Annotated in this window: 20 protein-coding genes and 1 other annotated feature (1 of these 21 running past the window's edge); of the genes, 12 read left to right on the forward strand and 8 right to left on the reverse strand. The window is 66.1% G+C overall.

All coding sequences use genetic code 11. The features are described 5' to 3' along the window. The 3 genes from LQK81_RS04005 to purM all read right to left on the reverse strand — a co-directional run bounded on the left by LQK81_RS04005 (position 1) and on the right by purM (position 3,812). Positions 1-1,611: a DUF1254 domain-containing protein gene (locus LQK81_RS04005; RefSeq protein WP_230803587.1), complete on the reverse strand. Its 1,611-nt coding sequence runs from the start codon at positions 1,609-1,611 to the stop codon at positions 1-3. 462 nt (positions 1,612-2,073) lie between these two features. After that, a complete protein-coding gene (gene purN, locus LQK81_RS04010) occupies positions 2,074-2,742 on the reverse strand; it encodes a phosphoribosylglycinamide formyltransferase (RefSeq protein ID WP_230803588.1) in 669 nt (222 codons plus the stop codon). Continuing rightward, complete coding sequence (gene purM / locus LQK81_RS04015) at positions 2,739-3,812, reverse strand: phosphoribosylformylglycinamidine cyclo-ligase (protein ID WP_230803590.1); 1,074 nt, start codon at positions 3,810-3,812, stop codon at positions 2,739-2,741. Before purM ends, purN begins: the two co-directional genes overlap by 4 nt. Before the next feature lie 330 nt (positions 3,813-4,142). Between purM and LQK81_RS04020 the strand changes: the two genes are divergently transcribed. From LQK81_RS04020 to LQK81_RS04050, 7 genes are all read left to right on the forward strand, one after another. After that, positions 4,143-5,261 carry an AI-2E family transporter gene (locus tag LQK81_RS04020; RefSeq protein WP_230804420.1) on the forward strand — a complete coding sequence of 373 codons (1,119 nt, stop codon included), beginning with the start codon at positions 4,143-4,145 and terminating at the stop codon, positions 5,259-5,261. An 11-nt stretch (positions 5,262-5,272) separates the two neighbouring features. Beyond that, positions 5,273-5,974, forward strand: coding sequence for a DnaA regulatory inactivator HdaA (hdaA, locus tag LQK81_RS04025; protein WP_230803592.1), 702 nt, complete (start codon positions 5,273-5,275; stop codon positions 5,972-5,974). A 66-nt stretch (positions 5,975-6,040) separates the two neighbouring features. Beyond that, positions 6,041-8,242, forward strand: a complete 2,202-nt coding sequence (locus LQK81_RS04030) for an RNA degradosome polyphosphate kinase (RefSeq protein WP_230803593.1) — start codon at positions 6,041-6,043, stop codon at positions 8,240-8,242. Between the two features lie 12 nt (positions 8,243-8,254). Then, complete coding sequence (gene ppx / locus LQK81_RS04035; protein ID WP_230803595.1) at positions 8,255-9,775, forward strand: exopolyphosphatase; 1,521 nt, start codon at positions 8,255-8,257, stop codon at positions 9,773-9,775. Between the two features lie 2 nt (positions 9,776-9,777). Continuing rightward, positions 9,778-10,308: a hypothetical protein gene (locus LQK81_RS04040; protein WP_230803596.1), complete on the forward strand. Its 531-nt coding sequence runs from the start codon at positions 9,778-9,780 to the stop codon at positions 10,306-10,308. 123 nt (positions 10,309-10,431) lie between these two features. Continuing rightward, complete coding sequence (locus LQK81_RS04045) at positions 10,432-10,704, forward strand: CopG family ribbon-helix-helix protein (RefSeq protein ID WP_230803598.1); 273 nt, start codon at positions 10,432-10,434, stop codon at positions 10,702-10,704. Next, positions 10,701-10,985 (forward strand): type II toxin-antitoxin system RelE/ParE family toxin, encoded by a 285-nt coding sequence (locus LQK81_RS04050; RefSeq protein ID WP_230803600.1) that lies wholly within the window; start codon positions 10,701-10,703, stop codon positions 10,983-10,985. Before LQK81_RS04045 ends, LQK81_RS04050 begins: the two co-directional genes overlap by 4 nt. A gap of 108 nt (positions 10,986-11,093) precedes the next feature. On the opposite strand, the gene LQK81_RS04055 is transcribed toward LQK81_RS04050, so the two are convergent. The 5 genes from LQK81_RS04055 to LQK81_RS04075 all read right to left on the reverse strand — a co-directional run bounded on the left by LQK81_RS04055 (position 11,094) and on the right by LQK81_RS04075 (position 17,366). Further along, complete coding sequence (locus tag LQK81_RS04055) at positions 11,094-12,452, reverse strand: esterase-like activity of phytase family protein (RefSeq protein WP_230803602.1); 1,359 nt, start codon at positions 12,450-12,452, stop codon at positions 11,094-11,096. Positions 12,453-12,751: 299 nt separating this feature from the next. Then, the gene (locus tag LQK81_RS04060; RefSeq protein ID WP_230803604.1) at positions 12,752-13,252 is read right to left on the reverse strand and encodes a phosphatase domain-containing putative toxin; all 501 of its coding nucleotides are present in this window, start codon (positions 13,250-13,252) and stop codon (positions 12,752-12,754) included. A 135-nt stretch (positions 13,253-13,387) separates the two neighbouring features. Next, a complete protein-coding gene (rnd, locus tag LQK81_RS04065; RefSeq protein ID WP_230804422.1) occupies positions 13,388-14,533 on the reverse strand; it encodes a ribonuclease D in 1,146 nt (381 codons plus the stop codon). A 93-nt stretch (positions 14,534-14,626) separates the two neighbouring features. Continuing rightward, a complete protein-coding gene (locus tag LQK81_RS04070; RefSeq protein WP_230803606.1) occupies positions 14,627-16,024 on the reverse strand; it encodes a multicopper oxidase family protein in 1,398 nt (465 codons plus the stop codon). An 88-nt stretch (positions 16,025-16,112) separates the two neighbouring features. Beyond that, on the reverse strand, positions 16,113-17,366 hold the full coding sequence (locus LQK81_RS04075) for an MFS transporter (protein WP_230803608.1): 1,254 nt from the start codon (positions 17,364-17,366) through the stop codon (positions 16,113-16,115). Positions 17,367-17,569: 203 nt separating this feature from the next. Between LQK81_RS04075 and LQK81_RS04080 the strand changes: the two genes are divergently transcribed. The 5 genes from LQK81_RS04080 to LQK81_RS04100 all read left to right on the forward strand — a co-directional run bounded on the left by LQK81_RS04080 (position 17,570) and on the right by LQK81_RS04100 (position 25,903). Next, positions 17,570-20,011: an arylsulfatase gene (locus tag LQK81_RS04080; protein WP_230803611.1), complete on the forward strand. Its 2,442-nt coding sequence runs from the start codon at positions 17,570-17,572 to the stop codon at positions 20,009-20,011. Positions 20,012-20,051: 40 nt separating this feature from the next. Continuing rightward, positions 20,052-20,396, forward strand: coding sequence for a hypothetical protein (locus tag LQK81_RS04085; RefSeq protein WP_330166532.1), 345 nt, complete (start codon positions 20,052-20,054; stop codon positions 20,394-20,396). A 988-nt stretch (positions 20,397-21,384) separates the two neighbouring features. Beyond that, complete coding sequence (gene aspS, locus LQK81_RS04090; protein WP_230803613.1) at positions 21,385-23,175, forward strand: aspartate--tRNA ligase; 1,791 nt, start codon at positions 21,385-21,387, stop codon at positions 23,173-23,175. Between the two features lie 4 nt (positions 23,176-23,179). Beyond that, on the forward strand, positions 23,180-23,656 hold the full coding sequence (locus LQK81_RS04095; RefSeq protein ID WP_230803616.1) for an FUSC family protein: 477 nt from the start codon (positions 23,180-23,182) through the stop codon (positions 23,654-23,656). A gap of 111 nt (positions 23,657-23,767) precedes the next feature. Next, positions 23,768-25,903 (forward strand): methyl-accepting chemotaxis protein, encoded by a 2,136-nt coding sequence (locus LQK81_RS04100; RefSeq protein WP_230803619.1) that lies wholly within the window; start codon positions 23,768-23,770, stop codon positions 25,901-25,903. 138 nt (positions 25,904-26,041) lie between these two features. After that, positions 26,042-26,068, forward strand: a sequence feature (sul1 is cis-regulatory element that is thought to sense ions involved in sulfur or methionine metabolism; They are found in Alphaproteobacteria); it runs 29 nt beyond the window's last position.

Consider the following 26,068-nt stretch of genomic DNA (forward strand, 5'->3'; position numbering starts at 1 on the left):
TCACTCCACCACTTCGATCTCGCCCGGTCGCCAGGACTTGTCGAAGAAGGGCTCAAGTGGGCTGTAGAGGCGAAGGATCGTAAACCAGCCCTTTCGCGGATCGGTTTGAATCCAGTTGCCGCGGGCTACGCCATCGGGTTGCTTCGGACTGAACCAGATCGTTGTGGAGCCGTCGGCGGCAGCTTCGGCTGCAGGCGAAGGATAGCTTTGGCTTCCGGCTCGCGGATAGCGCTGTGGCGTATCAAGCATCGATCGAGACATGTTGTCGTAGACGGTGAACGACCAGAAATTTTCCGCCGGAATGCCTTCGGGGAGCGTGACCTTGTATGTTCTGGCACCGTCGAAATGGTTTTTGTCCGCGTCCGTCGTGGCGAGCAGGTATTGTGAGCCGATCCGAGGCAGACGCATCGCCATGGCCGGCGTAATGCCGGTTATGCCGTAGAAGAAATTTGTGCGCGCATCCATGGTCCGATAGCCGGTCGGTGGATAGGGTTTTACCCCTTCCGCGGTGATCATCGGGATCGGTGTTTCGAACTCGTAGCCGGTGTCGAACAGGAAATTGAACCAGGACGAATTGGGATAGTAGAACCAGTTCGGATCGCGCGGACTCATGAACAAGCTGCGCGAGGTCGCATTGGCAGCCGCGAGCGCCGCTGTCATGATCTTCTTCATCCGTTCGTCCGGAGAAAATTGCTTTCCCTTGATAATCCCGATCGACGCCAATGGCCCCATCAGTTCGGCATCGAGCGCGGTGGCGGGCTCGCTCTGGACCACTTCGTTCAGCAGTTCGAAGTAGCTCCAGTCGCTCGGCGGGATCGTGTTCACCACCATACCGCTACCCTCGTGGAAGACCGTCGCCGGAGGCGGTTTGATCTGCCCGAGTTTGGCCTTGCCGGAAAGGAAGGCGGCGATCGACGTTCCCACGCCACCCGGCTCGTAGGGATAGACCTTGGTGGACTTGCGGATGATCTCGACGACCGGCTTGGGATCGCTGTGGTTGTCGAGAAAAGACCGGCCAAACCACAACACGGTGTTGGTTTTGGCATGGGCGATGTAAAAGCCGCCTTCCGGGAGCGGTCCGTTGTAGTCGGGCGGTACGATCAGATACTTGCCGCCTTCGCCGCGATCAGGTCCCGGCGCGCCGACATCGACCACCCAGCGAAACCACGCGTCCTGTACGGCTCCGAGGAATTCCGGCGGCGTCTCGAGCACCACGGGCCCCTTCGTAAGATCAAGGTAACCCATCACATAAATCGTGTCGGCGTTCGCCGTCAGGAACAGGGACTTGGCATCCATCAGGTCGGAGAAGACGAGAACCTCGTTTTCCTTGACTCCGATGCTTTGCAGCCCATTGCGCAGCGCACGGATGCTGACACCGCGCATATTGTCCATGAAGGCGCGGTAGGCGTAGGTGAAGTCAAGGTTGTCGTAGAGTTTGGCGGCGCTTTCCCTTGTCGGCACCCCATCCTTGAATTCCAGCTTACCGATCGGAGTTTCGACGGCATCTGGCGTTGAGATAGACCCGGGTATGGCCGGCGACGTCTGGGCCGACGCAATCGCCGCCTGTGTGACAAGGATCATCATGCTTGCGGTTATGGAATGCCTGATCATTGTATCCTCCGCGTGGGTGCACAATTCAAACTTGGGGACACGACATCGGCCGTTACAGCGCATCGACCGTCCGCCTGGGCGCTCGATGCTGTTTCTCAGACTGCCGTCGTGTCAAAGCTGGTAGTGGGATGTCGCCATGGCCGAACTGGTTCCTGCAATCCCCCGGTGTCGCATTGAAGGGACGTTAGATAGCCGACCCATGCTTTGTTGCGCCGATGGGAACCGATGAACGCGCTATCATGTGCATCGGATTGCCGCCTTTTCAATAGCAAAACTTGAAGTAGTGATTTTCCGGCGGGTGAGGTGGAGGGAGGCGCTGCGGAGGCGGCGTCACGGACGGCGACGAGCCTGATCCCCAACATCCCTGGAGCAAGGGTACCCTCGTAGGCCAGACGCGTCGTCGAGACACCGCTTCTCGTCGCCAGCCTGCGGCCGGTCGGTGCCCCCTCGGGCTTCCGCCTCTCAAATGCCCGGCGAAATCAGCGAGCCCGTAGCTTCCCAAGCCGCCGCACCCGCCACCACAGCCCGGCCATCCTCCATCCGCACCTTGCCCTCCGCGAACAGCCTCAGCGCCAGCGGATAGGCCTTGTGCTCGACGGTGAGCACCCGCGCGGCCAGATCGGCCGGGGTATCGCCTGCGAGCACCGGCACCGCCGCCTGAACGATCTGCGGGCCCTCGTCCATGCCTTCGGTGACGAAGTGGACGGTGCAGCCGGCGAGCTTCATGCCGGCTTCGATGGCGCGGCGGTGGGTGTCGAGACCCGGGAAGAGCGGCAGCAGCGAGGGGTGGATGTTGAGGATCCTGCCCTCGTGGCGCGAGATGAAGCGGCCGGAGAGCAGCCGCATGTAGCCGGCGAGGCAGACGATGTCGGGCTTTTGCCGGTCGAGTTCGGCGAGGATCGCGTCTTCGTGCGCCTCTTTCGAGGCGAAATCCCTGCGCGCAAGGACGAAGGTGGGGATGCCGAGGGCTTCGGCCTTGGCGAGCCCGCCGGCGTCGGCCTTGTCGGAGAAGACGGCGACGATCTCGGCCGGGAAGGCCGGATCGGCGCAGGCTTCCGCGAGCCTCACCATGTTCGAGCCGCTGCCGGAGATGAAGGCTGCGACGCGCTTGCGGGAAAGGCCTGCGCTCATAGGGCGAGGGTGCCCTTGTAGCTTGTGCCGGCCTCGCCTTCCGTCCGCGCGACCATGCGGCCGAGTGTGAAGACGCTCTCGCCCTCGGCGGCAAGCACGGCGCCGACGCGTTCGACGTCTTCGGCGGCAACCACGGCGATCATGCCGACGCCGCAGTTGAAGGTGCGCAGCATCTCGGTCGCGGCCACGCCGCCGGTCTTCGACAGCCAGGAGAAGACGGCCGGCGCCTTCACTGCGCCGAGGTCGATCTCGGCTGCGAGGTGCTTGGGCAGCACGCGCGGAATGTTTTCGGGAAAGCCGCCGCCGGTGATATGGGCGAGCGCCTTGATCGCGCCGGTCTCGCGGATCGCCTTCAAAAGCGGCTTCACGTAGATCTTCGTCGGCGTCATCAGCGCTTCCGCCAGGCTCTCGCCGGACGCGAACGGGGCAGGGGCGTCCCAGCCGAGGCCGGACAGCGTCACGATCTTGCGCACCAGCGAATAACCGTTGGAGTGGACGCCGGAGGAGGCGAGCCCGAGGATCACGTCGCCTTCGGCAATGTCACCGGCCGGCAGCAGCTTGCCGCGTTCGGCGGCACCCACGGCGAAGCCGGCGAGATCGTAGTCGCCGCCGGCATACATGCCGGGCATCTCGGCCGTCTCGCCGCCGATCAGCGCGCAGCCGGCCTGGCGGCAGCCCTCGGCGATGCCGCCGACGATCGCAGCCCCCTGGTCGGGGTCGAGTTTGCCGGTGGCGAAGTAGTCGAGGAAGAACAGGGGCTCCGCGCCCTGCACGACGAGGTCGTTGACGCACATGGCGACGAGGTCGATGCCGACCGTGTCGTGCCTGTCGGCGTCGATCGCGATCTTCAGCTTGGTGCCGACGCCGTCATTGGCGGCGACCAGCACCGGATCGGTGAAGCCTGCGGCCTTGAGGTCGAACAGGCCGCCGAAGCCGCCGATCTCGCCATCGGCGCCGGGACGGCGGGTGGAGCGGACGGCCGGCTTGATCTTCTCGACCAGCAGGTTGCCCGCGTCGATGTCGACGCCCGCATCGCTGTAGGTCAGGCCGTTTCTGTCAGACTGGCTCATCGTCCGCTCTCCGCTTTCTGGCAATGGCGCCCGATTGGCACGTCGAGGCGACAAGTGCAAGCGCAATGCCCCGCACGGCCGGTCTTTTTCATGCTTTTGCCGGACGCTGCGGGCCCTGCGCGAGGCCGGCCTGTCTCCGCTCCCGGCTCCCGCAACCTTGACCATGCTCTGCGCAACGGCCTATCTCAGTACGGCAACGGATTTCAGGCAAGGGAAGATATGGTGAAGGCTTACGAAAGCGCGCGGCAGAAGAGCAAGGTCGCACCCGTCGAGGCCGGGCCTGCCGAGCCTGACGGAGCCGTCGGCAAGGGCCATGTCAGCGGCGCCGGGCTGAAGCGGCAGGTGATCTTCTGGCTGCTGGCGCTCGCCGCCGTCGTGGTCTTCCTGATGGTGTTCAGTTCCATCCTCCTGCCCTTCGTGGCCGGCATGGCGCTCGCCTATTTCCTCGATCCCGTCGCCGACCGGCTGGAGCGCCTCGGCCTCAGCCGCACCATGGCCACCGTCGTCATCCTGATCGCCTTCGTCATCATCTTCGCCCTGTCGCTGATGATCGTCATCCCGCTGCTGGCGACGCAGGCGTCCGACCTTCTCTCCAAGCTGCCGGACTATATCTCCCAGCTGCAGTCGCTGGTCACGAGCTTCAACCCCGAAATCCTGCCGCCCTGGGTCTCGAGCCAGATGGGCACGATCAAGGAGGGCTTCGGCAGCGTGCTCGCCGAAGGCGCCGGCTTCCTCGGCACGGTGTTCAAGCAGATCTGGAATTCCGGCCTGGCGCTGGTGGACATCGCCTCGCTGCTGGTCGTCACCCCGGTGGTCGCCTTCTACCTGCTTCTCGACTGGGACCGGATGATCGCCAAGGTCGACAGCTGGATCCCCCGCGAGCACGTCACGACCGTGCGCGAGCTTGCGACCGAGATGGACACGGCGATCGCCGGCTTCGTCCGCGGCCAGGGCTCGATCTGCATCATCCTCGGCCTCTACTACGGCATCGGGCTGACCGGGGTGGGGCTGAATTTCGGCCTGCTGATCGGCCTCTTTGCCGGCCTCATCAGCTTCATCCCCTATGTCGGGTCCATGGTCGGCCTGGTGCTGTCCGTCGGCGTCGCCATCGTGCAGTTCTGGCCCGATTACCTGTGGATCGGAGCGGTGCTCGCGATCTTCTTCTCCGGCCAGTTCATCGAGGGCAACATCCTGCAGCCGAAGCTTGTCGGCTCGCAGGTGGGGCTGCACCCGGTCTGGCTGATGTTCGCGCTGTTCGCCTTCGGTGCGCTGTTCGGCTTCGTCGGCCTGCTCGTCGCCGTCCCCGCCTCGGCCGCGATCGGCGTGCTTGTCCGCTTCGGCCTGCGGCGGTACCTTGACAGCGACCTCTATCACGGTCAGGGCAGTCCGCCCGTCGTCCGCAAGCCAGCCGTCCGCAAGAAGGAAGCGGCAACCGGGCGCAAGCCGTAACGAGTAGCCGCATGAAACCGTCGAAGCCCGCAGAACAGCTGCCGCTGGAGTTCCAGCACGTCCCCTCGTCCGGGCGGGACGACCTTCTGGTATCGGATCCGCTGAGCGCGGCGATATCGGTGGTCGATTCCTGGCCGAACTGGCCTTCTCCGGTGGTGATCCTCGCCGGCCCCATCGGCTCGGGCAAGACGCACCTTGCCGCCATCTGGCGGGAACGCTCGGGGGCTTCGCAGATCCACGCGCTCGAAGGCCTGGGTGCGGAGCAGGCCGCCGAGGCCGGCCCGGTGCTGTTCGAGGACGTCGACCGCGTCGGCTTCGACGACCGCACGCTCTTCCACATCATCAACAATGTCCGCCAGAACGGCCATGCGCTCCTAATGACGTCCAGGCTCTGGCCGATGTCCTGGCCGGTGACGCTGCCCGATCTGCGCTCACGACTGAAGGCGGCGACCGTCGTCGAGATCGGCGAGCCCGACGACGAACTGCTCTCGCAGGTGATCGTCAAGCTCTTCGCCGACCGCCAGCTCTTCGTCGACGACCGCCTCGTCGCCTACATGGTCGCCCGGATGGAGCGCTCGCTCGACGCTGCCCAGAAGGCGGTGGAACGGCTCGACCGGCTGGCGCTCGCGCGCGGCAGCCGCATCACCCGCGCGCTGGCGCAGGAGGTCCTGGGCGAGATGACCGGCGCCGATGCGCCCGGTCCCGGGGATTGACTGTCACAGAAGCGTCGTCAAACTGCTTTACGAGCCTCGAACAAAAACAACAGGGCGGTGGTCGAAATGGATGCTGTTACGTCTGAAGCAGAAAACGCGGAGCGGAAGGCGGACGATCTTTCCGACGCCACCCGGGAGCTGATGCAGAGCCCCGAGCGCTTCGTCAATCGCGAGTTCTCCTGGCTCCAGTTCAATCGGCGCGTGCTCGAGGAAACGCTGAACACGGCGCACCCGCTGCTCGAGCGCGTGCGCTTCCTGTCGATCTCGGCAGCCAACCTCGATGAGTTCTTCATGGTCCGCGTCGCCGGGCTGGAGGGCCAGGTCCGCCAGGGCATCGCCATCCGCAGCCCGGACGGCAAGACGTCCGCCGAGCAGCTGGACGACATCCTCAAGGAAATCGACAACCTGCAGATGGAGCAGCAGGCCTCGCTCGCCGTCCTGCAGCAGTATCTCGCCAAGGAAGACATCGTCATCGTCCGCCCCTCGGCGCTGAAGGGCGACGACCGCAACTGGCTCGCCCAGGAGTTCGAGCAGTCGATCTTTCCCGTCCTGACGCCGCTGTCGATCGATCCGGCCCACCCGTTCCCGTTCATCCCCAATCTCGGCTTCTCGATGGGGCTGCAGCTCGTCAGCAAGAAGGAGCGCGAGCCGATGACGGCGCTCCTGCGCTTGCCGCCGGCGCTCGATCGCTTCATCCGCCTGCCCGACGACGGCGCGACGATCCGCTACATCACCCTGGAGGACGCCGTCAGCCTGTTCATCGACCGGCTGTTCCCGGGCTATGAAGTGCAGGGCTCGGGCACCTTCCGCATCATCCGCGACAGCGACATCGAGGTCGAGGAAGAAGCGGAAGATCTCGTGCGCTTCTTCGAGACGGCGCTGAAGCGCCGCCGCCGCGGCTCGGTGATCCGCATCGAGACCGATTCGGAGATGCCGGCGTCGCTGCGCCAGTTCGTCGTCAACGAGCTCGGCGTGCCGGAAAACCGCGTGGCGGTGCTGCCGGGCCTTCTGGCGCTCAACACGCTGTCGGAAATCACCAAGGCCCCGCGCGCCGATCTTCGGTTCGAGCCCTACAATGCCCGATTTCCCGAACGCGTCCGCGAGCATGCCGGCGACTGCTTCGCCGCCATCCGCGAGAAGGACATGGTGGTCCACCATCCTTACGAATCCTTCGACGTGGTGGTCCAGTTCCTGCTCCAGGCTGCGCGCGATCCTGAGGTCGTGGCGATAAAGCAGACGCTGTACCGCACCTCCAACGACAGCCCGATCGTGCGCGCGCTGATTGACGCCGCCGAGGCCGGCAAGTCAGTGACGGCCCTGGTCGAGCTCAAGGCCCGCTTCGACGAGGAGGCCAACATCCGCTGGGCCCGCGACCTCGAGCGCGCCGGCGTCCAGGTGGTCTTCGGCTTCATCGAGCTCAAGACGCACGCCAAGATGTCGCTCGTCGTCCGTCGCGAGGAGGGCCGGCTGCGCAGCTACTGCCACCTCGGCACCGGCAACTACCATCCGGTCACGGCGAAGATCTACACCGACCTGTCCTTCTTCACCTGCAGCCCGTCGATCGCCCACAACATGGCGAATATCTTCAACTTCATCACCGGCTACGGCGAGCCCGAGCGCGACATGGAGATCGCCGTCTCCCCGCATACGCTGCGCCCGCGCATCCTCCAGCACATCGAGGAGGAGATCGTGCACGCCGAGAACGGCCTGCCCGCCGCGATCTGGATGAAGATGAACTCGCTGGTGGACCCGGAGATCATCGATGCGCTCTACCGCGCCAGCCAGGCGGGCGTGGAGGTCGATCTCGTGGTGCGCGGCATCTGCTGCCTGCGTCCCCAGGTCCCGGGCCTGTCGGATAATATCCGCGTCAAGTCCATCGTCGGCCGCTTCCTCGAACATTCCCGCATCTTCTGCTTCGGCAACGGCCGTGGGCTTCCCTCCGACAAGGCGCTCGTCTATATAGGCTCGGCGGATTTGATGCCGCGCAACCTGGATCGGCGTGTCGAGACGCTGGTTCCCCTGACCAACCACACTGTGCACGAACAGGTTCTATCGCAGATCATGCTTGGCAATCTGATCGACAACCAGCAGAGCTACGAGATCCTGTCGGACGGGACGTCGCGGCGCATGCAGGTGCCGCAGGGAACCGAACCGTTCAATGCGCAGCAATATTTCATGACGAACCCCAGCCTGTCGGGCCGGGGGGAGGCTCTGAAGTCCAGCGCGCCGAAGGCGATCGCCGGCTGGAAGAGCCAGCGCAAACGGTAAAACTGGATTTGCATGGTTGAATCTGAAGCGCAGGGGCGCCTGCCAGGGATCGCCCCGGTGTCTGTGGTGGATATCGGGTCCAACTCCGTCCGCCTCGTGATCTACGAGGGGATGAGTCGCGCGCCGGCCATTCTCTTCAACGAAAAGGTGATGTGCGGCCTTGGCAAGGGGCTGGCGAAGACCGGCCGCATGGACGATGCCAGCGTCGAGCGGGCGCTGGCCGCGCTGCACCGCTTCAAGGCGTTGTCGCAGCAGGCGCGGGCGACGCGAATGTATGCGCTTGCCACCGCCGCCGCCCGCGAGGCGGAAAACGGCCCGGCCTTCATCGAGCGCGCGGAAGAAATCCTCGAACACAAGGTGCGCGTGCTCTCCGGCACCGAGGAAGCCTATTTCTCCGCGCTCGGCATCATCAGCGGCTTCCACGATCCGGATGGCATCGTCGGCGATCTCGGCGGCGGCTCGCTGGAACTGGTCGATGTTTCAGGGGACGCGATCGGCACCGGGATGACCCTGCCGCTCGGCGGTATTCGCCTGTCGGAAAGCTCGGGCGGTTCGGTGGCGCAGGCGCGTGTCATCGCCCGCCGTTATCTGAAGACGGCGGGCCTGCTCAAGCGCGGTCAGGGGCGCACCTTCTATGCCGTCGGCGGCACCTGGCGCTCGCTCGCCAAGCTGCACATGGAACTGAACAATTACCCCCTGCACATGATGCAGGGCTACGAGATTTCCTACGACCAGGCGATGGACTTTCTCACCTACGTCGTCACCACCAAGGACACCAAGGATCCGGCCTACGCCGCCATTTCCAAGAACCGCCGCAACCTTCTGCCCTACGGCGCCGTCGCCATGCAGGAGACGATCGCGCTGATGCGCCCGTCGAAAGTGTCGTTCTCCTCGCAAGGCGTGCGCGAGGGCTATCTCTATTCGCTATTGCCCGAGAGGGAGAAGCAGCGCGATCCGCTGCTGGCGGCGGCGGAGGAACTGGCGATCCTGCGCGCCCGCTCGCCCGAGCATGCCCGCGAACTGGCGGACTGGACCGGCCGCGTCATGCCGCAGTTCGGCATCGAGGAGACCGCGCAGGAGGCGCGCTACCGTCGGGCCGCCTGCCTGCTCGCCGATATCAGCTGGCGCGCCCATCCCGACTACCGCGGCCTGCAGGCGCTCAACATCATCTCGCACGGCACCTTCACCGGCATCACCCATCCCGGCCGCGCCTATATCGCGCTGGCCAACTACTACCGCTTCGAGGGCCTTTACGACGACGGCGCCACCAGCCCGCTGGCGGCGATCGCCACGCCGCGCATGCTGATGCTCTCCAAGCTGCTCGGCGGCCTCCTGCGCATCGTCTACCTGTTCTCCGCCTCCATGCCCGGCGTCGTCCCCAGATTGCAGGTCGGCCCGTCGACCGCCCCGGACACCGACCTCGACTTCGTCGTCCCCGCCGAATACGCCGATTTCTCCGGCGAACGCATCGAGGGCCGGCTGCAGCAACTGGCCAAGCTCACGGGGCTGAAGCTGGCGTTCAGGTTCGAGTGACGGTGCGGCGGGCCGTCAAGGCATTGGCGATTGCATTTTTCGCTACCGTCGGTCTGTTCCTGATCCTCTTTGTCATGTTCGTCGTCGGCATTGTATTGGAGATGCGCCGGATGCAGGCAGGCGACTACCCGCTGGCCGACAGCTCCGAGGCCATGATCGACGGCCGCAAAATCCGGCTCGAACGTTATGCCGTCCACCCCTTTCTGGCGGAATACAAGCGCATCCTGACGGTGGTCGACACAACAGGCGCAGAGGTCAAGACCGAACTCGACCTGGATACCGGGGGCGCCGGCCGCCTCGCGCTGTGCCGGGATGCGCAACGTCGGATCGTCATGACCGATAGGTTCGGCAGCTACCGCCTCGCCGCCAGTGGCGAAGCGATCCCCGTTTCCACGGCTACGGCCATCGAACTTCTGCCGAACGGCTCTACGAGGCCCATCATGCAACCGGATCCAGAACCGGAGTGCCTCGACGCCATCGGGGCGTTCGACAGGGATGAGAACGGAGACTACGGCTTCCAGGCTGGGTCCTGATATCGCCTTTGTTGCCGATGCTGTCGCTGGAAATACCCTGAGATGGGCGGAGCCACGGCTGGACAACGGGGAGGGAGGCGCCTACCTTAGTAAAAGGTATTACCTTTTAATACGGGACTGTTCATGGCAACCTCCCTCAAGATCGGCGACGCGCTCAAGGGCCGCGTTCAACAACTTGCCAATCAGCGCCGCCGCTCGGCTCATTGGATCATGCTCGAGGCGATCCAGCAGTATGTCGAGCGCGAGGAGGCCCGCGAGAGCTTCAGGCAGGAGGCCGAGGCATCCTGGGAGGCCTACCGGCAGACGGGACGTCACCTGACCGGCGAGGAAGTGGCCGAGTGGTTGACCGGTTGGGGAACAGCCAGCGAGAAAGAGATCCCTGATTGCCACGAGTGATCGTCACCGCCGGCGCGGCGCAGGGATTGGAACGCTGCCGCCGGTTCCTGAATGCCAAGGTGCCCGAAGCGGCGCGACGGGCCGGCCAGGCGATCGCGCGCCACTTGCGGCTTCTTGAAACCACGCCGGCGATCGGTCGTCCACTTCCGGAAAACCCCGTGTTGCGGGGGCTCCTCGTTCCCTTCGGGGACGCAGGGTATGTCGCGCTCTATCGCTACGAGCCGGCTGACGATACCGTTTATATCCTGGCATTTCGCCACCAGAAAGAAGCAGGCTACTGAAGCAGGTCGCGGCAGAGAAGACGCCGGCGCTGCATGGCCACTTCAGGACGTTGCAAGGATCGTGGCCGATGTCGGCGGCGGTTGCCGCCGACATCTGTAGCAGGACGGTCACTCAGCCTTCAGCAACTCGCCCACTTCCAGAAGCACGAACTCGTTGTCGTCGGCCTTGTCGAGCGAACGGCCGGCGGAGAAGGGCAGGTTGTTGTCGTTGCCGACGACGATGTGGGTCTCGTCCACCCGGTCGACGTTCTCGATCGTGACGAACGGCATGTCGTAGAAGCCGTCGCCGCCGCCCTGGCGCTTCTTGTTGTCGGGGTCGGCGATCTTGAGCAGGTCGATATAGCCGATCTTGCGCACGGCCTTGCCGACGTTCTCCCCGGTCATGGCGATCTTGTAGATCCGCTTCACCTTGGAGGCGACGGCGAAGCAGTCGGGCTTAGGCTCCTTCGGATCGGCGCAGGCCTTGTCGGCCGTGCCGGCGCCGTTGTCGCGCTCGATCACCAGCGCCGTCGTCTCGTCCAGCATGTTGAAATCGCCGATCGCCTCGCCGCCCTCGGCCAGCGGATAGAGCCAGCTGCGGCCGGTCCAGGCCTTGGAGGCGACGTCGAGCTCGATGATGCGCAGCGCCGGGCGGCCGTCCGCCTCCTCGACGCTCTCGTTGTCGGTCCAGATCGGGCCTTCCAGCAGGCCGTAGAGCTTGGTGCCGTCCTTCGACAGGGCAAGGCCCTCATAGCCGCCGGAACGCTTGAGGTTGAAGGCCGGCATCTTCTTGGAGGGATCGGCCTGGACTGTGAGCGTCGGATTGTCCGGCGAGGCGACCGGCTTGCCGTCGACTTCCGTGGCGATCACATCGGTCAGCCTGCCCTCGAGGTCGAACTTCAGAATGTAGGGACCGAATTCCTCGCCGATCCAGAAGCCGTCGGTGACCGGCTGGATCGATTCGACGTCGAAGTCGGCGCCGGTGAGGTAGCGCTTCCCGGCGCCTTCCATGACGATCGGGAAGGGCGCCTTCCGGTCCGGGTCGGAGAGGAAGACGGTCCTGACCGGTTCCAGCGTGCCCTTGTCCCAGTCGAGGCGGATGTTGTGGATCATCAGCATGGCGTCGGAGGAATTGAGCTTGCTGCCGAAGCCGTTGTCCGACAGCGACCAGAAGGTGCCGTCGTCCATGGTCTTGATGCCGGAGAAGCCCTGCATCGGCTGGCCGTCGAAGGGAAGCGCCAGGCCCGTCTCGCGCACGCCGTCCTTGCCCATGACGGTGCCGGGCGTCTCGGCGCGCTTGCGGTCGGCGGTGGAGAACTTGCCGGACGTCTTCAGGTAGTCGGCGGCGTCTGCCGGGGCGGCAATGATCGTGTTGGCCGGCAGGATCGCGTGCGCCTTCAGCGTGGCCGGAAATTCCTTCTCCTCGGCAAGGGCGGCGCCCGCCATCAGAAGCGAAAGGGCAGCGGTGGTCAGCAAGGTTCTGGTCATCGAAGGGTCCCCATTGGGTTGGCATTGCGAGCAACCCGATAGGAGGACCGCGTGAACGCGGCTTGACAGTTGCTTGAAGCTTTCGTGACCGTCCCCAGAGGCGGGGCCGGGTCAGGTGTCTGCCGGGGCAATCGCCGATGCAAGCACGCTTCTGCCCCGCTGGGCATCTCCGACAAATGGGGGAAGGTCCGCTGCACGGGCCCGCCGAATGGGAATCTCGGCGACGCATCCAGATTAATCCCTCCCCCTTGTGGGGAGGTTTTCCACATCCCCACCGGATCATCGCCGGCCGGCGTCCTTCACCCGGCCGCGGACGCCGCCCAGCGATACTGCGCGTCGGTCTGCACGGCGCCCGGCCGGACCGCTCGGATGCGCTTCAACGCCACCTCGGGCGCCTCGCCACGCTCGACAAGAAGCCGCAGCGCCACCATGCCGGCGCGGCCGTGGCCGCCATGGCAGTGGACGAGGACCGCGCCGCCCTCGTCGAGGATCTCGTGCAACTGCGCCGACAGGCCGGGCCATTCCACGAGCCCGCCGCCGGTCGGCCCGCCGAAGTCGCGGATCGGGAAATGGAACCAGCCGATGCCGCGGGCGGCGAGCCTGAGACCGAGGTCCTCGCAGCCGCGCGCCACCATCTCGCTGCGATCGGTCATGGAGACGACCGTGCGCGCGCCCCAGTCCGAGATCGCCTGCAGGTCGCCGTCATAGGCGTCGTTGCGGCCCGGGATGCGGCTGATGCCGATCCGCCCGCCGTCCGCAAGCGCTACGGTCGCGATCCTGAAGGGTTCCACCGTGTCCATGACGGTATTGTACGCGTTTGCCGGATGTCGCGAAACGCTGATCGCGAAGCCATCGGCGCCCGCCCATGGCAGTTCGCACGAGCGCGGTCGGGGCGAGCGGACGAAAGCCGTGCCGTCAGGAAGCGAAACCGGTCCCTAAAGCTCGACCGCCTCGATCTTCTTGTTGACGAAGCGCAGGCCCACCTTGCCGCCGATCAGGTCGAGGGCGACGTTGCCGAACAGTTCCCGCCGCCACCCGTGCAGCGCGGGGACCTCGGCGTCCTCGCCGTCGATGGCGATCTTCTCCAGGTCGTCGCTGTTGGCGATGATCTTGGCGGCGACGCCCTGCTTCTCCGAGACGAGTTTCAACAGCACCTTGAGCATCTCGCTCGCGGCGGCGGCGCCCTCGGGCACGTGCGGCTGGCGGGGCAGGCGGGGCAGGTCCGTCTTCGGCGTGTCCAGCGCGTCGCGGATCGCCTCCAGCAGCGCTGAACCCGACTGCGAGCGTTCCCAGCCCTTGGGAATCGTGCGAAGCCGCCCGAGCGCCTCGGCGTCGGCCGGCTGCTGCTGGGCGATCTCGTAGATCGTGTCGTCCTTGATGATGCGCGAGCGCGGCACGTTGCGCCCGCGCGCCTCTCGTTCCCGCCAGGCCGCGACCTTTTGCAGGACAAGCAGTTCCATCGGTTTCTTCACCCGCATCTTCAGCCGCCGCCAGGCGTCATCAGGGTGGATGTCGTAGGTGCCGGGCGCCTCCAGGACCGCCATCTCCTCGGCGACCCAGAGGCTGCGGTCGTCCTGTTCCAGCCTGGCCTTCAGGAACTGGTAGACGTCGCGCAGGTGGGTGACGTCGGCCAGCGCGTATTCGAGCTGCTTGTCCGTCAGCGGTCGGCGGCTCCAGTCGGTGAAGCGCGACGACTTGTCGATCTGCACGCCCTTGGTCTTCTGCACCAGCTGGTCGTAGGAGACGCTGTCGCCGAAGCCGCAGACCATGGCGGCGACCTGGGTGTCGAAGATCGGATGCGGGATCAGCTTGCCGAGATTGTAGATGATCTCCAGGTCCTGCCGGGCGGCATGGAACACCTTGACGACGCTGCTGTCGGCCATCAGCGCGAAGAAGGGGGCGAGATCGATACCCTTGGCCATCGGATCGACGATCACCGCCGTCTCGGGGCCCGCCATCTGGATCAGGCAGAGCTCCGGCCAGAAGGTGGTCTCGCGCAGGAATTCCGTATCGATGGTCAGGTAGTCGGACTTTGCGAGCAGCGCACAGGCTTCGGCCAGGGCTGCGGTTGTTTCGATGATCTGCATCAATCTGCTCGGGCGACGGCTGGTTTCAAAGATCAGATGATTTACCCGCTCCACCATTTTGCCACAATCAAAAACTGCGGACGGCGCTCAGGTTACCGTAACGTAACTGCTCATGCCGGTCTTCTGGTGCTCGATGATGTGGCAATGGAGCATCCACTGGCCGGGATTGTCGGCGACGAGCGCGAGGTCGGCGGTCTCGTCAGGCTGCAGCAGGATCGTGTCGGTGGCGTGACCGAGAAGCCGCGGCTGGTTGGAGGCGACGATGTGGAAGCTCATGCCGTGCAGGTGGACCGGATGCGCATGCGGCGTGCGGTTGGCGACCCGGAAGACGTAGCTCCTGCCGAGCTTCAGTTCGGCGAGCGGCGCCACGCCGTCTGCCGTGTCGCCCGGCCAGGCGATCCTGTTGATCGCCCAGAACGTGTAGCCCAGCGAGCCGCAGATGCTTTCCCTCGCCCCGTGCTCGGCGGTGGCGGTGAACTCCATCGGGATGATCTCGGCAGCCTTGAGGTCGGCCACCGGGATCGGGTTTGCCGGCAGCGGCCCGGCGTCCCCGAGCGACCGTTTCGCACTCGCGCCGACCGCACGGAACGTCGCGATCGTCCAGGGGGTACTGCCCTTGACGTTGGTGAGCGTGGCGATCTCGCCCTCGCCATCCGGCATGCGCAGCACGAAGTCCAGCCGCTGGCCGGGTCCGACGTCCTGCAGGTCGAGCGGGATGGGCGCCTGCAGCGGATTGCCGTCGAGGGCGATCACCTTGCCCGCCCCGCCCGCAAGGGCGAGCCTGTAGATGCGGGTCACGTCGGTGGCGGCGATGCGGACGCGGACCAGCCCGCCCGCCGGCGCGTCATAGGCGGGCGCGGCGCGCCAGTTGGTGGTGCGCACCGTGCCGAAGGTGCCGCTGCGGGCGGCGTCGCGCGGCTTGAACGGGGCGATGAACTGGCCGTCGCCGCCGAGCCGGAAGTCGCGCAGGTTGAGCACGATCTCCGCGTCGAACACCGGATCGGCCGGGTCCTCCACGACGATGACGCCGGTCAGCCCGCGCCCCATCTGCGTCAGCGTGTTGCAGTGGGGGTGATACCAGAAGGTGCCGGCGTCGGGCGGGGTGAAGCGGTAGTCGAACGTATCGCCGGGATAGACATAGGGCTGCGTCATCTCCGGAACGCCGTCCATGGCGTTGGCGATCCTGAGACCGTGCCAGTGCACGGTGGTCGGCTCGTTCAGCCGGTTCACCAGCCTGGCCGAGAATTCCTCGCCCTTGCGCATCCGCAGCACCGGCGGCGCCCCTTCGCCCGCAGCACCGAGCCCGTAGGACATCATCCCCCCGGTCGCGGCCTCGCCGGTGAGGAGCGCGCTGGACTCGTAGGCGACGAGGTCTTCCGGGGCGCCGGCGAGCGCGCGGCGCACCGCAGGCAGGGCCAGCCCCGCGCCGTAGGCGCCGGCGGCGATCGCGGAACTCTTCAGAAGCGTGCGGCGGCTGATCGGCATGGGCGGGTCCCGGTCTTGGAAGATGCCCCTGCATAATCCTGATCGGCGCACTCATCAATATGGCGGGCCGGAACCTGATGTCGCAGGCTCACCGCCGCTTGCCGCCGGACCCTTTGCCGTTGCGCTCCGCGCCGGCGAGCTTGTTGAAGAAGGCCGAGGTGCGCAGGAGGTTGCGGAAGCGCCCGTGCCGCTTTTCGGCCGGCACGCCCGGCCGCGTGCCCATGCGCAGCACCGTGTAGGCCATGAACATCACCATGACCACGGCCATGTAGATGAACATCGCGTCGGGGCCGAAGATGTCGAGCAGCACCGAGGCGAACAGCGGACCGATGATCGCGCCGATCGACCAGAAGAACAGCATGCCGGCGGAGACCAGCGCATGCTCGCCTTCGCCGGCATGGTCGTTGGCATGCGCCGAGCAGAGCGAGTAGAGCGGCATGGCGAAGGCGCCGAAGACGAAGATGCCGGCGAGGTTCATCCATTCGTCGCCGCCGGCGAAGATCGCCAGGAACAGGGCCGCGAGCGTGGCGCCGAGCGTGGCGACGAGGATGATCACGCGCCGGTCGAGCTTGTCCGAATAGAGCCCGAGCGGGTATTGCAGCACCACGCCGCCGATGATGCCGGCGCTCATGAAGCTCGCGATCTCGGTCACCGACAGCCCGATCTCCTCGCCGTAGATCGGCCCGAGCGAGCGGAAGGCGGCGTTCGTCAGGCCGACGACGATGCAGCCGATCGTCGCCAGCGGCGAGATGTTCCAGAGCTTCTTGACGTCGAAGCGGATCGCCTCGGGCGCTACCGGCGCGGAGCGGTCGGCGAGCGAGATCGGCACCAGCGACAGCGTCAGCGCCATCGAGATGATCGCGAACAGCTGGAAGCCGCCGATGCCGACGCCCGGGATCAGGTATTGCGCCGCCGTCACCGAGCCGAGATCGACGAGGCGGTAGAGCGAGAGCGTGCGCGCCCGGTTGGCATTGGTGACGCTGGCGTTCAGCCAGCTCTCGACGGTCGCGAACAGGCTGGCGAAACAGAGCCCCGCGAGCAGACGCATGAAGAACCAGAAGGTCGGGTCGATCACCAGAAGCATCGCGATCGCCGAGGCCGAGGCGATCGCCGCCATCGCCGAGAACGTCCGGATATGTCCGATCGCCCGCAGCACCCGGGTCACGTAGATGCAGCCGACCGCAAACCCGATGTTGTAGCCGGCGCCGACGAGGCCGATCAGCGAGGTCGAAAATCCCTCGTGCGAGGCGCGCAGCGAGATGAAGGTCCCCTGCAGCCCGTTGCCGCCGATCAGGATGCCGGCGGTGATCAGAAGGGGAACGAGGGGGCGGATGTGGCTCATTCTGCTGCCGGGGAGGGGAATCGGGGCGCCGCACGGGGATAGCAATGTCTACAGGCGAAACCGTGCCCGCGACAGGGCAATTCCGGGCACCGGAGAAATATTTGCCGCCGCCGCAGGAAAGCCATCGTGGCCGAACTCGGCAATAACCTTATTATTAGTATATACTAATAATGCGGGGTCTTTGTATTCGGGGGGATTGCGAAATGAGCATCGGTCGCACCTTGCTTGCGGGCGCAGGCTTCCTCGCCCTCGGTTGCACCTTCGGCTGGGCGCAGGACGTCAGCGGCGTGCCCGGCACGCCAAGCGCCACGACGACGATCGAGGGCCGGCAGCTTCCACCGCCGGACCCGGCCTTCGGCGGGGTCATCAAGGAGAAGGCGGCAGACTCCAGACCCTGGTGGGCGCCGCGCATCGTGCCGCCCAAAGGCGCGCCGAACGTGCTGCTCATCATGACCGACGACGTCGGTTTCGGAGCGCCGTCCACCTTCGGCGGCGTCATTCCGACGCCAGCACTCGACCGCATCGCGGAGGAGGGCCTGCGGTTCACCAATTTCCACTCCACCTCGCTCTGCTCGCCCTCGCGCGCCGCCCTGATCACCGGGCGAAATCATCACGTGGCGGGCTTCGGGGTCGTCGGCGAGATCGCCACCGGCTATCCGGGCTACGATTCGATCATCCGCAAGGAATGCGGCACGATCGGCACGATCCTCAAGGAAAACGGCTACGCCACCTCGTGGTTCGGCAAGGACCACAACACGCCCTTCTACCAGGCGAGCCAGGCGGGGCCCTTCGACCAGTGGCCGAACGGCATGGGCTTCGACTATTTCTACGGCTTCGTCGGCGGCGACGCCAGCCAGTGGCAGCCGAACCTCTATCGCAACACCACGGCCATCTACCCCTTCGAGGGCAATCCCTCCTGGAACCTGACGACGGCCATGGCGGACGACGCGATCCAGTACATGAAGCAGATGAAGGAGATCGCGCCCGACAAGCCGTTCTTCGTCTATTACGTGCCCGGCGGCAGCCACGCCCCGCATCATCCCACGCCGGAATGGATCGACAGGATCTCCGGCATGCACCTCTTCGACGAGGGCTGGAACAAGCTGCGCGAGACGATCTTCGCCAACCAGAAGCAGCTCGGCATCATGCCCGAAAACGCGCAGCTGACACCCTGGCCGAAGGAACTGCCGCAGTGGGATACGCTGGACATCGAGCAGAAGAAACTGTTCGTCAAGCAGGCGGACATCTATGCCGCCTATCTCGCCTATACCGACCACGAGATCGGCCGGGTGATCCAGGCGGTCGAAGATCTCGGCGAATGGAACGACACGCTGATCCTCTACATCAGCGGCGACAACGGCGCGAGCGCCGAGGGCATGGTCAACGGCACGCCGAACGAGTTCACCACCTTCAACGGCATCCCGGTGCCGGTGAAGGACCAGTATCTCTGGTACGAGTTCTGGGGCTCCGACCGCACCTTCCCGCATTTCTCCGCCGGCTGGGCCTGGGCCATGGGCACGCCGTTCAAGTGGATGAAGCAGGTGCCGTCCCATTTCGGCGGCACGGCGCAGGGCATGGCGGTGTCGTGGCCCGGCCACATCACCGATGCCGGCGGCATCCGCCGGCAGTTCCATCACTTCATCGACATCGCGCCGACCATCCTGGAGGTGACCGGCATTGCCCAGCCGGACACCATCGACGGCATCAGGCAGCGCCCGATGGACGGCGTCAGCATGGCCTATGCCTTCGACAAGGCGAACGAGACCGCGCCGTCTGCCCGCAAGACGCAATATTTCGAGATGCTCGGCAACCGCGCCATCTATGACGAGGGCTGGGTGGCGGCGACGACGCCGGCGACGCTGCCATGGGAACTGAGCACCAAGGCGCCGCCGGACGTGATCACCGGCTATGCGTGGGAGCTCTACAACGTCGCCGAGGATCCCACCCAGTCCAACGACCTCGCCGCATCGATGCCGGACAAGCTGAAGGAGATGCAGGCGCTCTTCTATTCGGAAGCCGCGAAGTACGACGTGCTGCCGCTCGACAATTCGACGCTGGCGCGCTGGAACGCCGCCCGTCCGAGCCTGACGGCGGGCCGCACGGAATTCGCCTATTCGGGCGAACTCAGCGGCGTGCCGAAGAGTGCCGCGCCCAGCATCCTGAACAGGTCCTACACCATCACCGCCGAGGTCGAGATCCCGGATGGCGGCGCCGAGGGCGTCATCGTCACCGAGGGCGGCCGCTTCGGCGGCTACGCGCTGTTGCTCAGCAAGGGCGAACTCGGGTTCGGCAAGGGCAAGGTCGTCTTCCTCTACAATCTTCTCGATCTCAAGCGCACCGCCTGGGAGGGGCCGACGCTCGACGCCGGCCGGCACACGATCGTCTTCGAGTTCGTCTCGGACGGTCCGGAACTCGGCAAGGGCGGCAAGGGCACGCTGTCGGTCGACGGCAAAGAGGTCGCGAGCAACGTCCTGGAGCACGGCACGCCCGTCACCTTCCCGGAAGACGAGAGCTTCGACGTCGGCCTCGACACGCGCTCCGGCGTGGCGATGCTGGAATATCGCTATGACGTGCCGTTCCGCTTCACCGGTAAGATCGACCGGCTGACCTTCAAGCTCGGGGAGCAGCCGAAGGCGGCCCCGTGACGGACCGATGGCCGAACGGACAGGGTGAAAGGCAATCGCGGTGATCCTGTCGAGACGCTCGACGTTGATGGTCGCAGCCGCCGGCGAAGCGGCGACGGGGCTGGCCTTGCTGGCCACGCCGTCCTTCGTCGGGCGGCTTCTCTTCGGCGCGGAGATCAGTGGCGCGGGCGTTCCGGCGGCGCGGGTGGCCGGCCTTGCCCTGATCGCGCTGGCGATCGCCTGCTGGCGCGGCTCGCCGCTGCAGGCCATGCTCTTCTACAGCGCCGCTGCCACGCTCTATCTGGCCTGGCTCGGCCTCGCCGGCACCTTCGCCGGCATCTTCCTGTGGCCCGCCGTCGTCTTTCATGCCGTTCTCACGGTCCTGCTGGCCGCGGGCGGGAAATGAAGCGCTGTCTGCGGGACGACGGACGGAATTTCGGCAATCGAATCAAGGGCACGCTCCGTCGGCCATGCCCGCTGACCGTCGTCGGGTCATACTGGTCGCCGTTCCGTCACGGATGCACCGCGAGGCGTCGCGGCGAGGCGGAGCCGACGCCTTGTGCGGGGGAGGGACGCGTTTCCCCGCACCGAGGGGTTCGCAGAAAGGCCTTCCTCTGGAGACGGCGGGACAAGTCCCGAGTTGCGCTCCGGACGTGTCCGGGTGGCACACAGGTCAGTTGCCGGCGCAAATGCCTGCGGCTGGAGCAGCAGGGCGAAGTTGCGGACAATAACCGTCGAACGGGGCGCTGAAAGGTGTCACATAACCAAACTCAGATGAGGCAGCTTCCAGCGCCCCGTCCGAACCATGCGAATAACGCGGGCGGAGTTTCCGTCGCGCGAACGCCCGTTGCTGCCCGCTGGCTTCCAGAGCCTCGAAGACGGATGGGCTGCCGACCTATCGGCGGTTCATGTCGGTGACCACCCACCGATAGAAATAATAGATCGCGACCGAGGTGACGAGCAGGGGCCAAAGATGGACGAGTTCAGGCATGAGGGCGCTTTTCTTCCGTCAGGCTCCTCCCGCGCTTCGAATCGGATTGCGAAGCCGCGCGGGCAGGGTTAACAAATTCTTCATGCTCGTTCTGCGGGCGCCGGGCAAGTCCTTAAGAAGTTGTTCACATGCCGATTTGCCGGTCGCGTGTCATTTTTTCATCATGTTCGGCGGAGAGGGCAGGTCGCGCTCGCCTGATCGGATGAAGCCTCGGTGAAGCGTCCGGGCCAAGCCTCCCCCTTGCGGCGAGGATGGAGGGCGAGCCTCGTTCCCGGGCAAGCGCCCCGGGCGTTCCCGCCGCAAGCCTTGACAAATCGGACCGGTCATGCGCTTTTCCGCCCGATTTTGAAGACGCGCGGCCCCGCTTTCCGGGTCTGGCCGCGCAGCATTCCAGGATAGAACAATGCACCGTTACCGCAGCCATACCTGCGCCGCCCTCCGCAAGTCCGACGTCGGCCAGACGGTCCGTCTTTCCGGCTGGGTCCACCGCGTCCGCGACCATGGCGGCGTGCTCTTCATCGACCTGCGCGACCACTACGGAATCACCCAGGTCGTCGCCGATCCGGACAGCCCCGCCTTCAAGGTCGCCGAGACCGTTCGCGGCGAGTGGGTCATCCGCATCGACGGCCTCGTCAAGGCGCGCACGGACGAGACGGTCAACAAGAACATGCCGACCGGCGAGGTCGAGCTCTATGCCCACGAGATCGAGGTGCTCTCGGCCGCCAAGGAACTGCCGCTGCCGGTCTTCGGCGAACCGGACTATCCGGAAGATGTGCGCCTGAAGTACCGCTTCCTCGACCTGCGCCGCGAGACGCTGCACAAGAACATCGTCAAGCGCACCCAGATCATCGCCGCCATGCGCCGCGAGATGACCAATGTCGGCTTCACCGAATATTCGACGCCGATCCTGACGGCGTCCTCGCCGGAGGGTGCCCGCGACTTCCTGGTGCCGAGCCGTATCCACGAGGGCACGTTCTACGCGCTGCCGCAGGCGCCGCAGCAATACAAGCAGCTCCTGATGGTGGCCGGTTTCGACCGCTACTTCCAGATCGCCCCCTGCTTCCGCGACGAGGACCCGCGCGCCGACCGTCTGCCGGGCGAATTCTACCAGCTCGACCTGGAGATGAGCTTCGTCGAGCAGGAGGACGTCTGGACCACGATGGAGCCGGTCATCCGCGGCATCTTCGAGGAGTTTGCGAACGGCAAGCCGGTGACGCAGCAGTTCCCGCGCATTCCCTATGACACGGCGATCCGCAAGTACGGCTCCGACAAGCCGGACCTGCGCAACCCGATCGAGATGCAGGCCGTCACCGAGCACTTCGCCGGCTCCGGCTTCAAGGTCTTCGCCAACATGATCGCCTCCAACCCGAAGGTCGAGGTCTGGGCGATCCCGGCCAGGACCGGCGGGTCGCGTGCCTTCTGCGATCGCATGAACGCCTGGGCGCAGTCGACCGGCCAGCCGGGCCTCGGCTACATCTTCTGGCGCAAGGAAGGCGACAAGCTGGAGGGCGCCGGCCCGCTCGCCAAGAACATCGGCGAGGAGCGCACGGATGCGATCCGCACCCAGCTCGGCCTCGACGACGGCGACGCCTGCTTCTTTGTCGCCGGCGACCCGGCCAAGTTCTACAAATTCGCAGGCGAAGCCCGCACCCGCGCCGGCGAGGAGCTGAACCTCGTCGACCGCGACCGTTTCGAGCTGTGCTGGATCGTCGACTTCCCATTCTTCGAATACAATGAGGACGAGAAGAAGATCGACTTCGCCCACAACCCCTTCTCCATGCCGCAGGGCGGGCTGGACGCGCTGGAAAGCCAGGATCCGCTTTCGATCAAGGCCTACCAGTACGACATGGTCTGCAACGGCTTCGAGATCGCCTCGGGCTCGATCCGTAACCAGTCGCCGGAACTGATGGTCAAGGCCTTCGAGAAGGTCGGCCTCAGCCAGCAGGACGTGGAAGACCGCTTCGGCGGCCTCTACCGCGCCTTCCAGTACGGCGCGCCGCCGCATGGCGGCATGGCCGCCGGCATCGACCGCGTGGTCATGCTGCTCGTCGGCGCCAAGAACCTGCGCGAGATCTCGCTGTTCCCGATGAACCAGCAGGCGCAGGACCTCTTGATGGGCGCGCCGAGCCCGGCAAGCCCGGCACAGTTGCGCGAACTGGCGCTGCGCGTGACCCCGACGCCGAAGAAGGACTAGGACCTTGCTGCGGACGCTGTTCGAACGCGGCCGCGCAGCTTTCTCCCGTGCCCTGGCGGCGGCGCTCACCGCCGCCTTGGCCTACTGGCTGGCGCATCTGCTGTTCGGCCAGCCGCAACCGCTCTTCGCCGCGATCAGCGCGCTGATCTGCCTGGCGCCCGGCATTCCCGATCACCTGAAGCAGGGCGCCAACCTGCTCCTCGGCGTGACGGTCGGCATCCTCGTCGGCGAACTGGCGTTCCTGATCCCCTACGAATGGGGCGAAGTCCGGCTCGCCAGCGCCACCTTTGTCGCGATGATCCTCGCCTCGCTGTTCGGCCCCGCGCCGGTCGTCCCCATCCAGGCCGGCGTCTCCGCCATGCTCGTCCTCTTGATGGGCCCGCAATCCGCAGGCCTCGCCCGTTTCCTCGACGTCATCCTGGGCGTGGTGATCGGCGTCACGGTGGCCGTTATGTTCTTCAGGAACAAGCGGGAAGACTGACCGGTGCGTGCTCCTGTGAAATGTCACAAAACATTCATAAATGCTTGAATATCCGTTAAGTCTCGCAAAGCCATAGGTCGGGCTCCGTTCCCGTTTCGATGGCACCGCACCATGTTCCTGTTGTCAAAGCTCAAAATCGCCCACCGCGTGATGCTGCTCGGCGCACTCGCCGTCACTGGCATCGCCGTGATCGCCGGAATCCTGCTCGTCCAGCGGCAGGTCGAGGCCCAGAGCCGCGAGGTCGGCTACCGGCTCGCCGCCCGCGAGGCCGAGTTCGCCAGCCTCTCCGCCGATTTCCTCGCCGCCCGGCTGAACGAGAAGGATTTCCTGCTCGCCCGCGAGATGGCCGCAAGTTCCGCCTTCGAAGCGACCGCCGATGCCGCGACGGCGCGCCTGGAGACGCTCCGCTCCACCGCCGAACCGGCGCTCTCGGCCGAACTTGAGGAGATCGAGGCGCGCTTTGCCGCCTATCGCACAGCCTTTGCCGGTCTCGTCGCGGTCAACGGGGAACTGGGCCTCGACCAGTCCACCGGGCTGGAAGGCGCCATGCGCTCGGCCGTCCACGACATCGAGGAACAGTTGCAGGGCGTCGAGGACATGGGCGTGCTCGCCAGCATGCTGATGCTGCGCCGCCACGAGAAGGACTTCATCCTGCGCCGCGACCCGAAATACATCGATCGCCACGCCGAGGAGGCCGAAACCTTCACCGGCCTGGTGCGCAAGCTCTACCGGCCCGGCGCCCAGCGCCAGCGGGTGATGGAGCGGCTCGACGTCTACCGTAACGCCTTCCGCCTCTATGCCGAGGCGAGCCTGAGGGAAACCACCGCCCGTGCGGCGGTGAGCGCCGCCCATGCGGCGATCGAACCGGCGAAGGACCGCGCGACCGCGCTCCTGGCGGCAGGCCGCACCGACCACGTCAGGGCAACCGACGCCTCGGCGGCCCGCACGATCGCGGTGGTCGCCGCGCTCATTGCCGGTGCGGTGGCGGCATTGCTGCTGGCCGTCTGGCTCGTCGGCCGCTCGATCGTCCGCCCGATCGGCCAGATGACGGCGGCGATGCGCACGCTTGCCGGCGGCCGCACGGAGATCGCCGTGCCGGGACTGGAGCGGCGCGACGAGATCGGCGCCATGGCGGCGGCGCTGGAAGTGTTCCGGCAGGCCGCGATCGACAACCGGCGGCTGGAGGAGCAGGCGGCGGCCGAGCGTGGCCGGGCCGAGGCCGAGCGCGTCGCCATCCAGGCGGCCGCCGAGGCCGAGGCGAATGAGCGGCTGATGCAGGCGACCGGCGGGCTTGCCGGCGGCCTGCGGCGTCTCGCCGACGGCGACCTCGATTTCGCCCTGGTCGAGCCTTTCTCCCCCGAATTCGAGGGGCTGCGCCACGATCTCAACCAGGCGCTCCGGCAACTCGGCGGGACGCTGGCGCAGATCGCCACCGCCGGCATCACCATCGACGGCGGCAGCCGCGAGATCAGCGCCAGCGCCGAGACGCTGTCCGGCCGCACCGAGCGGCAGGCAGCGGCGCTGGAGGAGACGGCGGCCGCGCTCGACGAGATCACGGCCAACGTCACCCAGGCTGCGGAACGGGCGCAGGAGGCCCGAGACGTCGCCACCCGCGCCAACGCCAATGCCGAGCGCACCGCCGAGCTCGTCGGCGGCACGGTCGGCGCGATGGAGCGGATCGAGCAATCATCGCGGCGGATCTCCAGCATCATCGGCGTCATCGACGAGATCGCCTTCCAGACCAATCTTTTGGCGCTCAACGCCGGCGTCGAGGCGGCGCGTGCCGGCGAGGCGGGCCGCGGCTTCGCCGTCGTGGCCCAGGAGGTGCGCGAACTCGCCCAGCGTTCGGCGGTGGCCGCAAGGGAAATCAAGGACCTGATCCGCCAGTCGAGCAGCGAGGTCGAGGACGGCGTCGGCATCGTCCGCAACACCGGCACGGCGTTGGAGGCGATCGGCAGCGAGGTCAAGGCGATCCACGCCCTCATGGAGGCGATCGCCGTCTCCGCCCGCGAGCAGTCTCTGGGCCTGAAGGAGGTCAACCAGGCCGTCAACCAGATGGATCAGGGCACCCAGCAGAACGCCGCCATGGTGGAGGAGAACAACGCCGCCAGCGCCGTCCTCGCCGCCCAGGCCGAGCGCCTGCGCGACCTCGTCGCCGCATTCCGGCTGCCGGAAGCGACCGAGGCGCGCGACGACGTCGCCGACGCGCAGCGTCGGATCCTGCGGTTTTCCCGACAGGCGGGCTGAACGGCCGGCCCCGCTCGCCCTGCCGCGGCCTGCCCGGGATTGCGGGCCGCGGCAGATCCCTGACGGGCTCGCCCGTTACCCTGTCACCGGCGCGATGTTGCCATGCAACGGATCGGCGTCTATACAGCGGGAACTCACCCCGGACCCGGTGAAACCCCGGGTGGC

This window comes from Rhizobium sp. GN54 (genome assembly GCF_021026345.1).
Classification (GTDB): domain Bacteria; phylum Pseudomonadota; class Alphaproteobacteria; order Rhizobiales; family Rhizobiaceae; genus Mycoplana.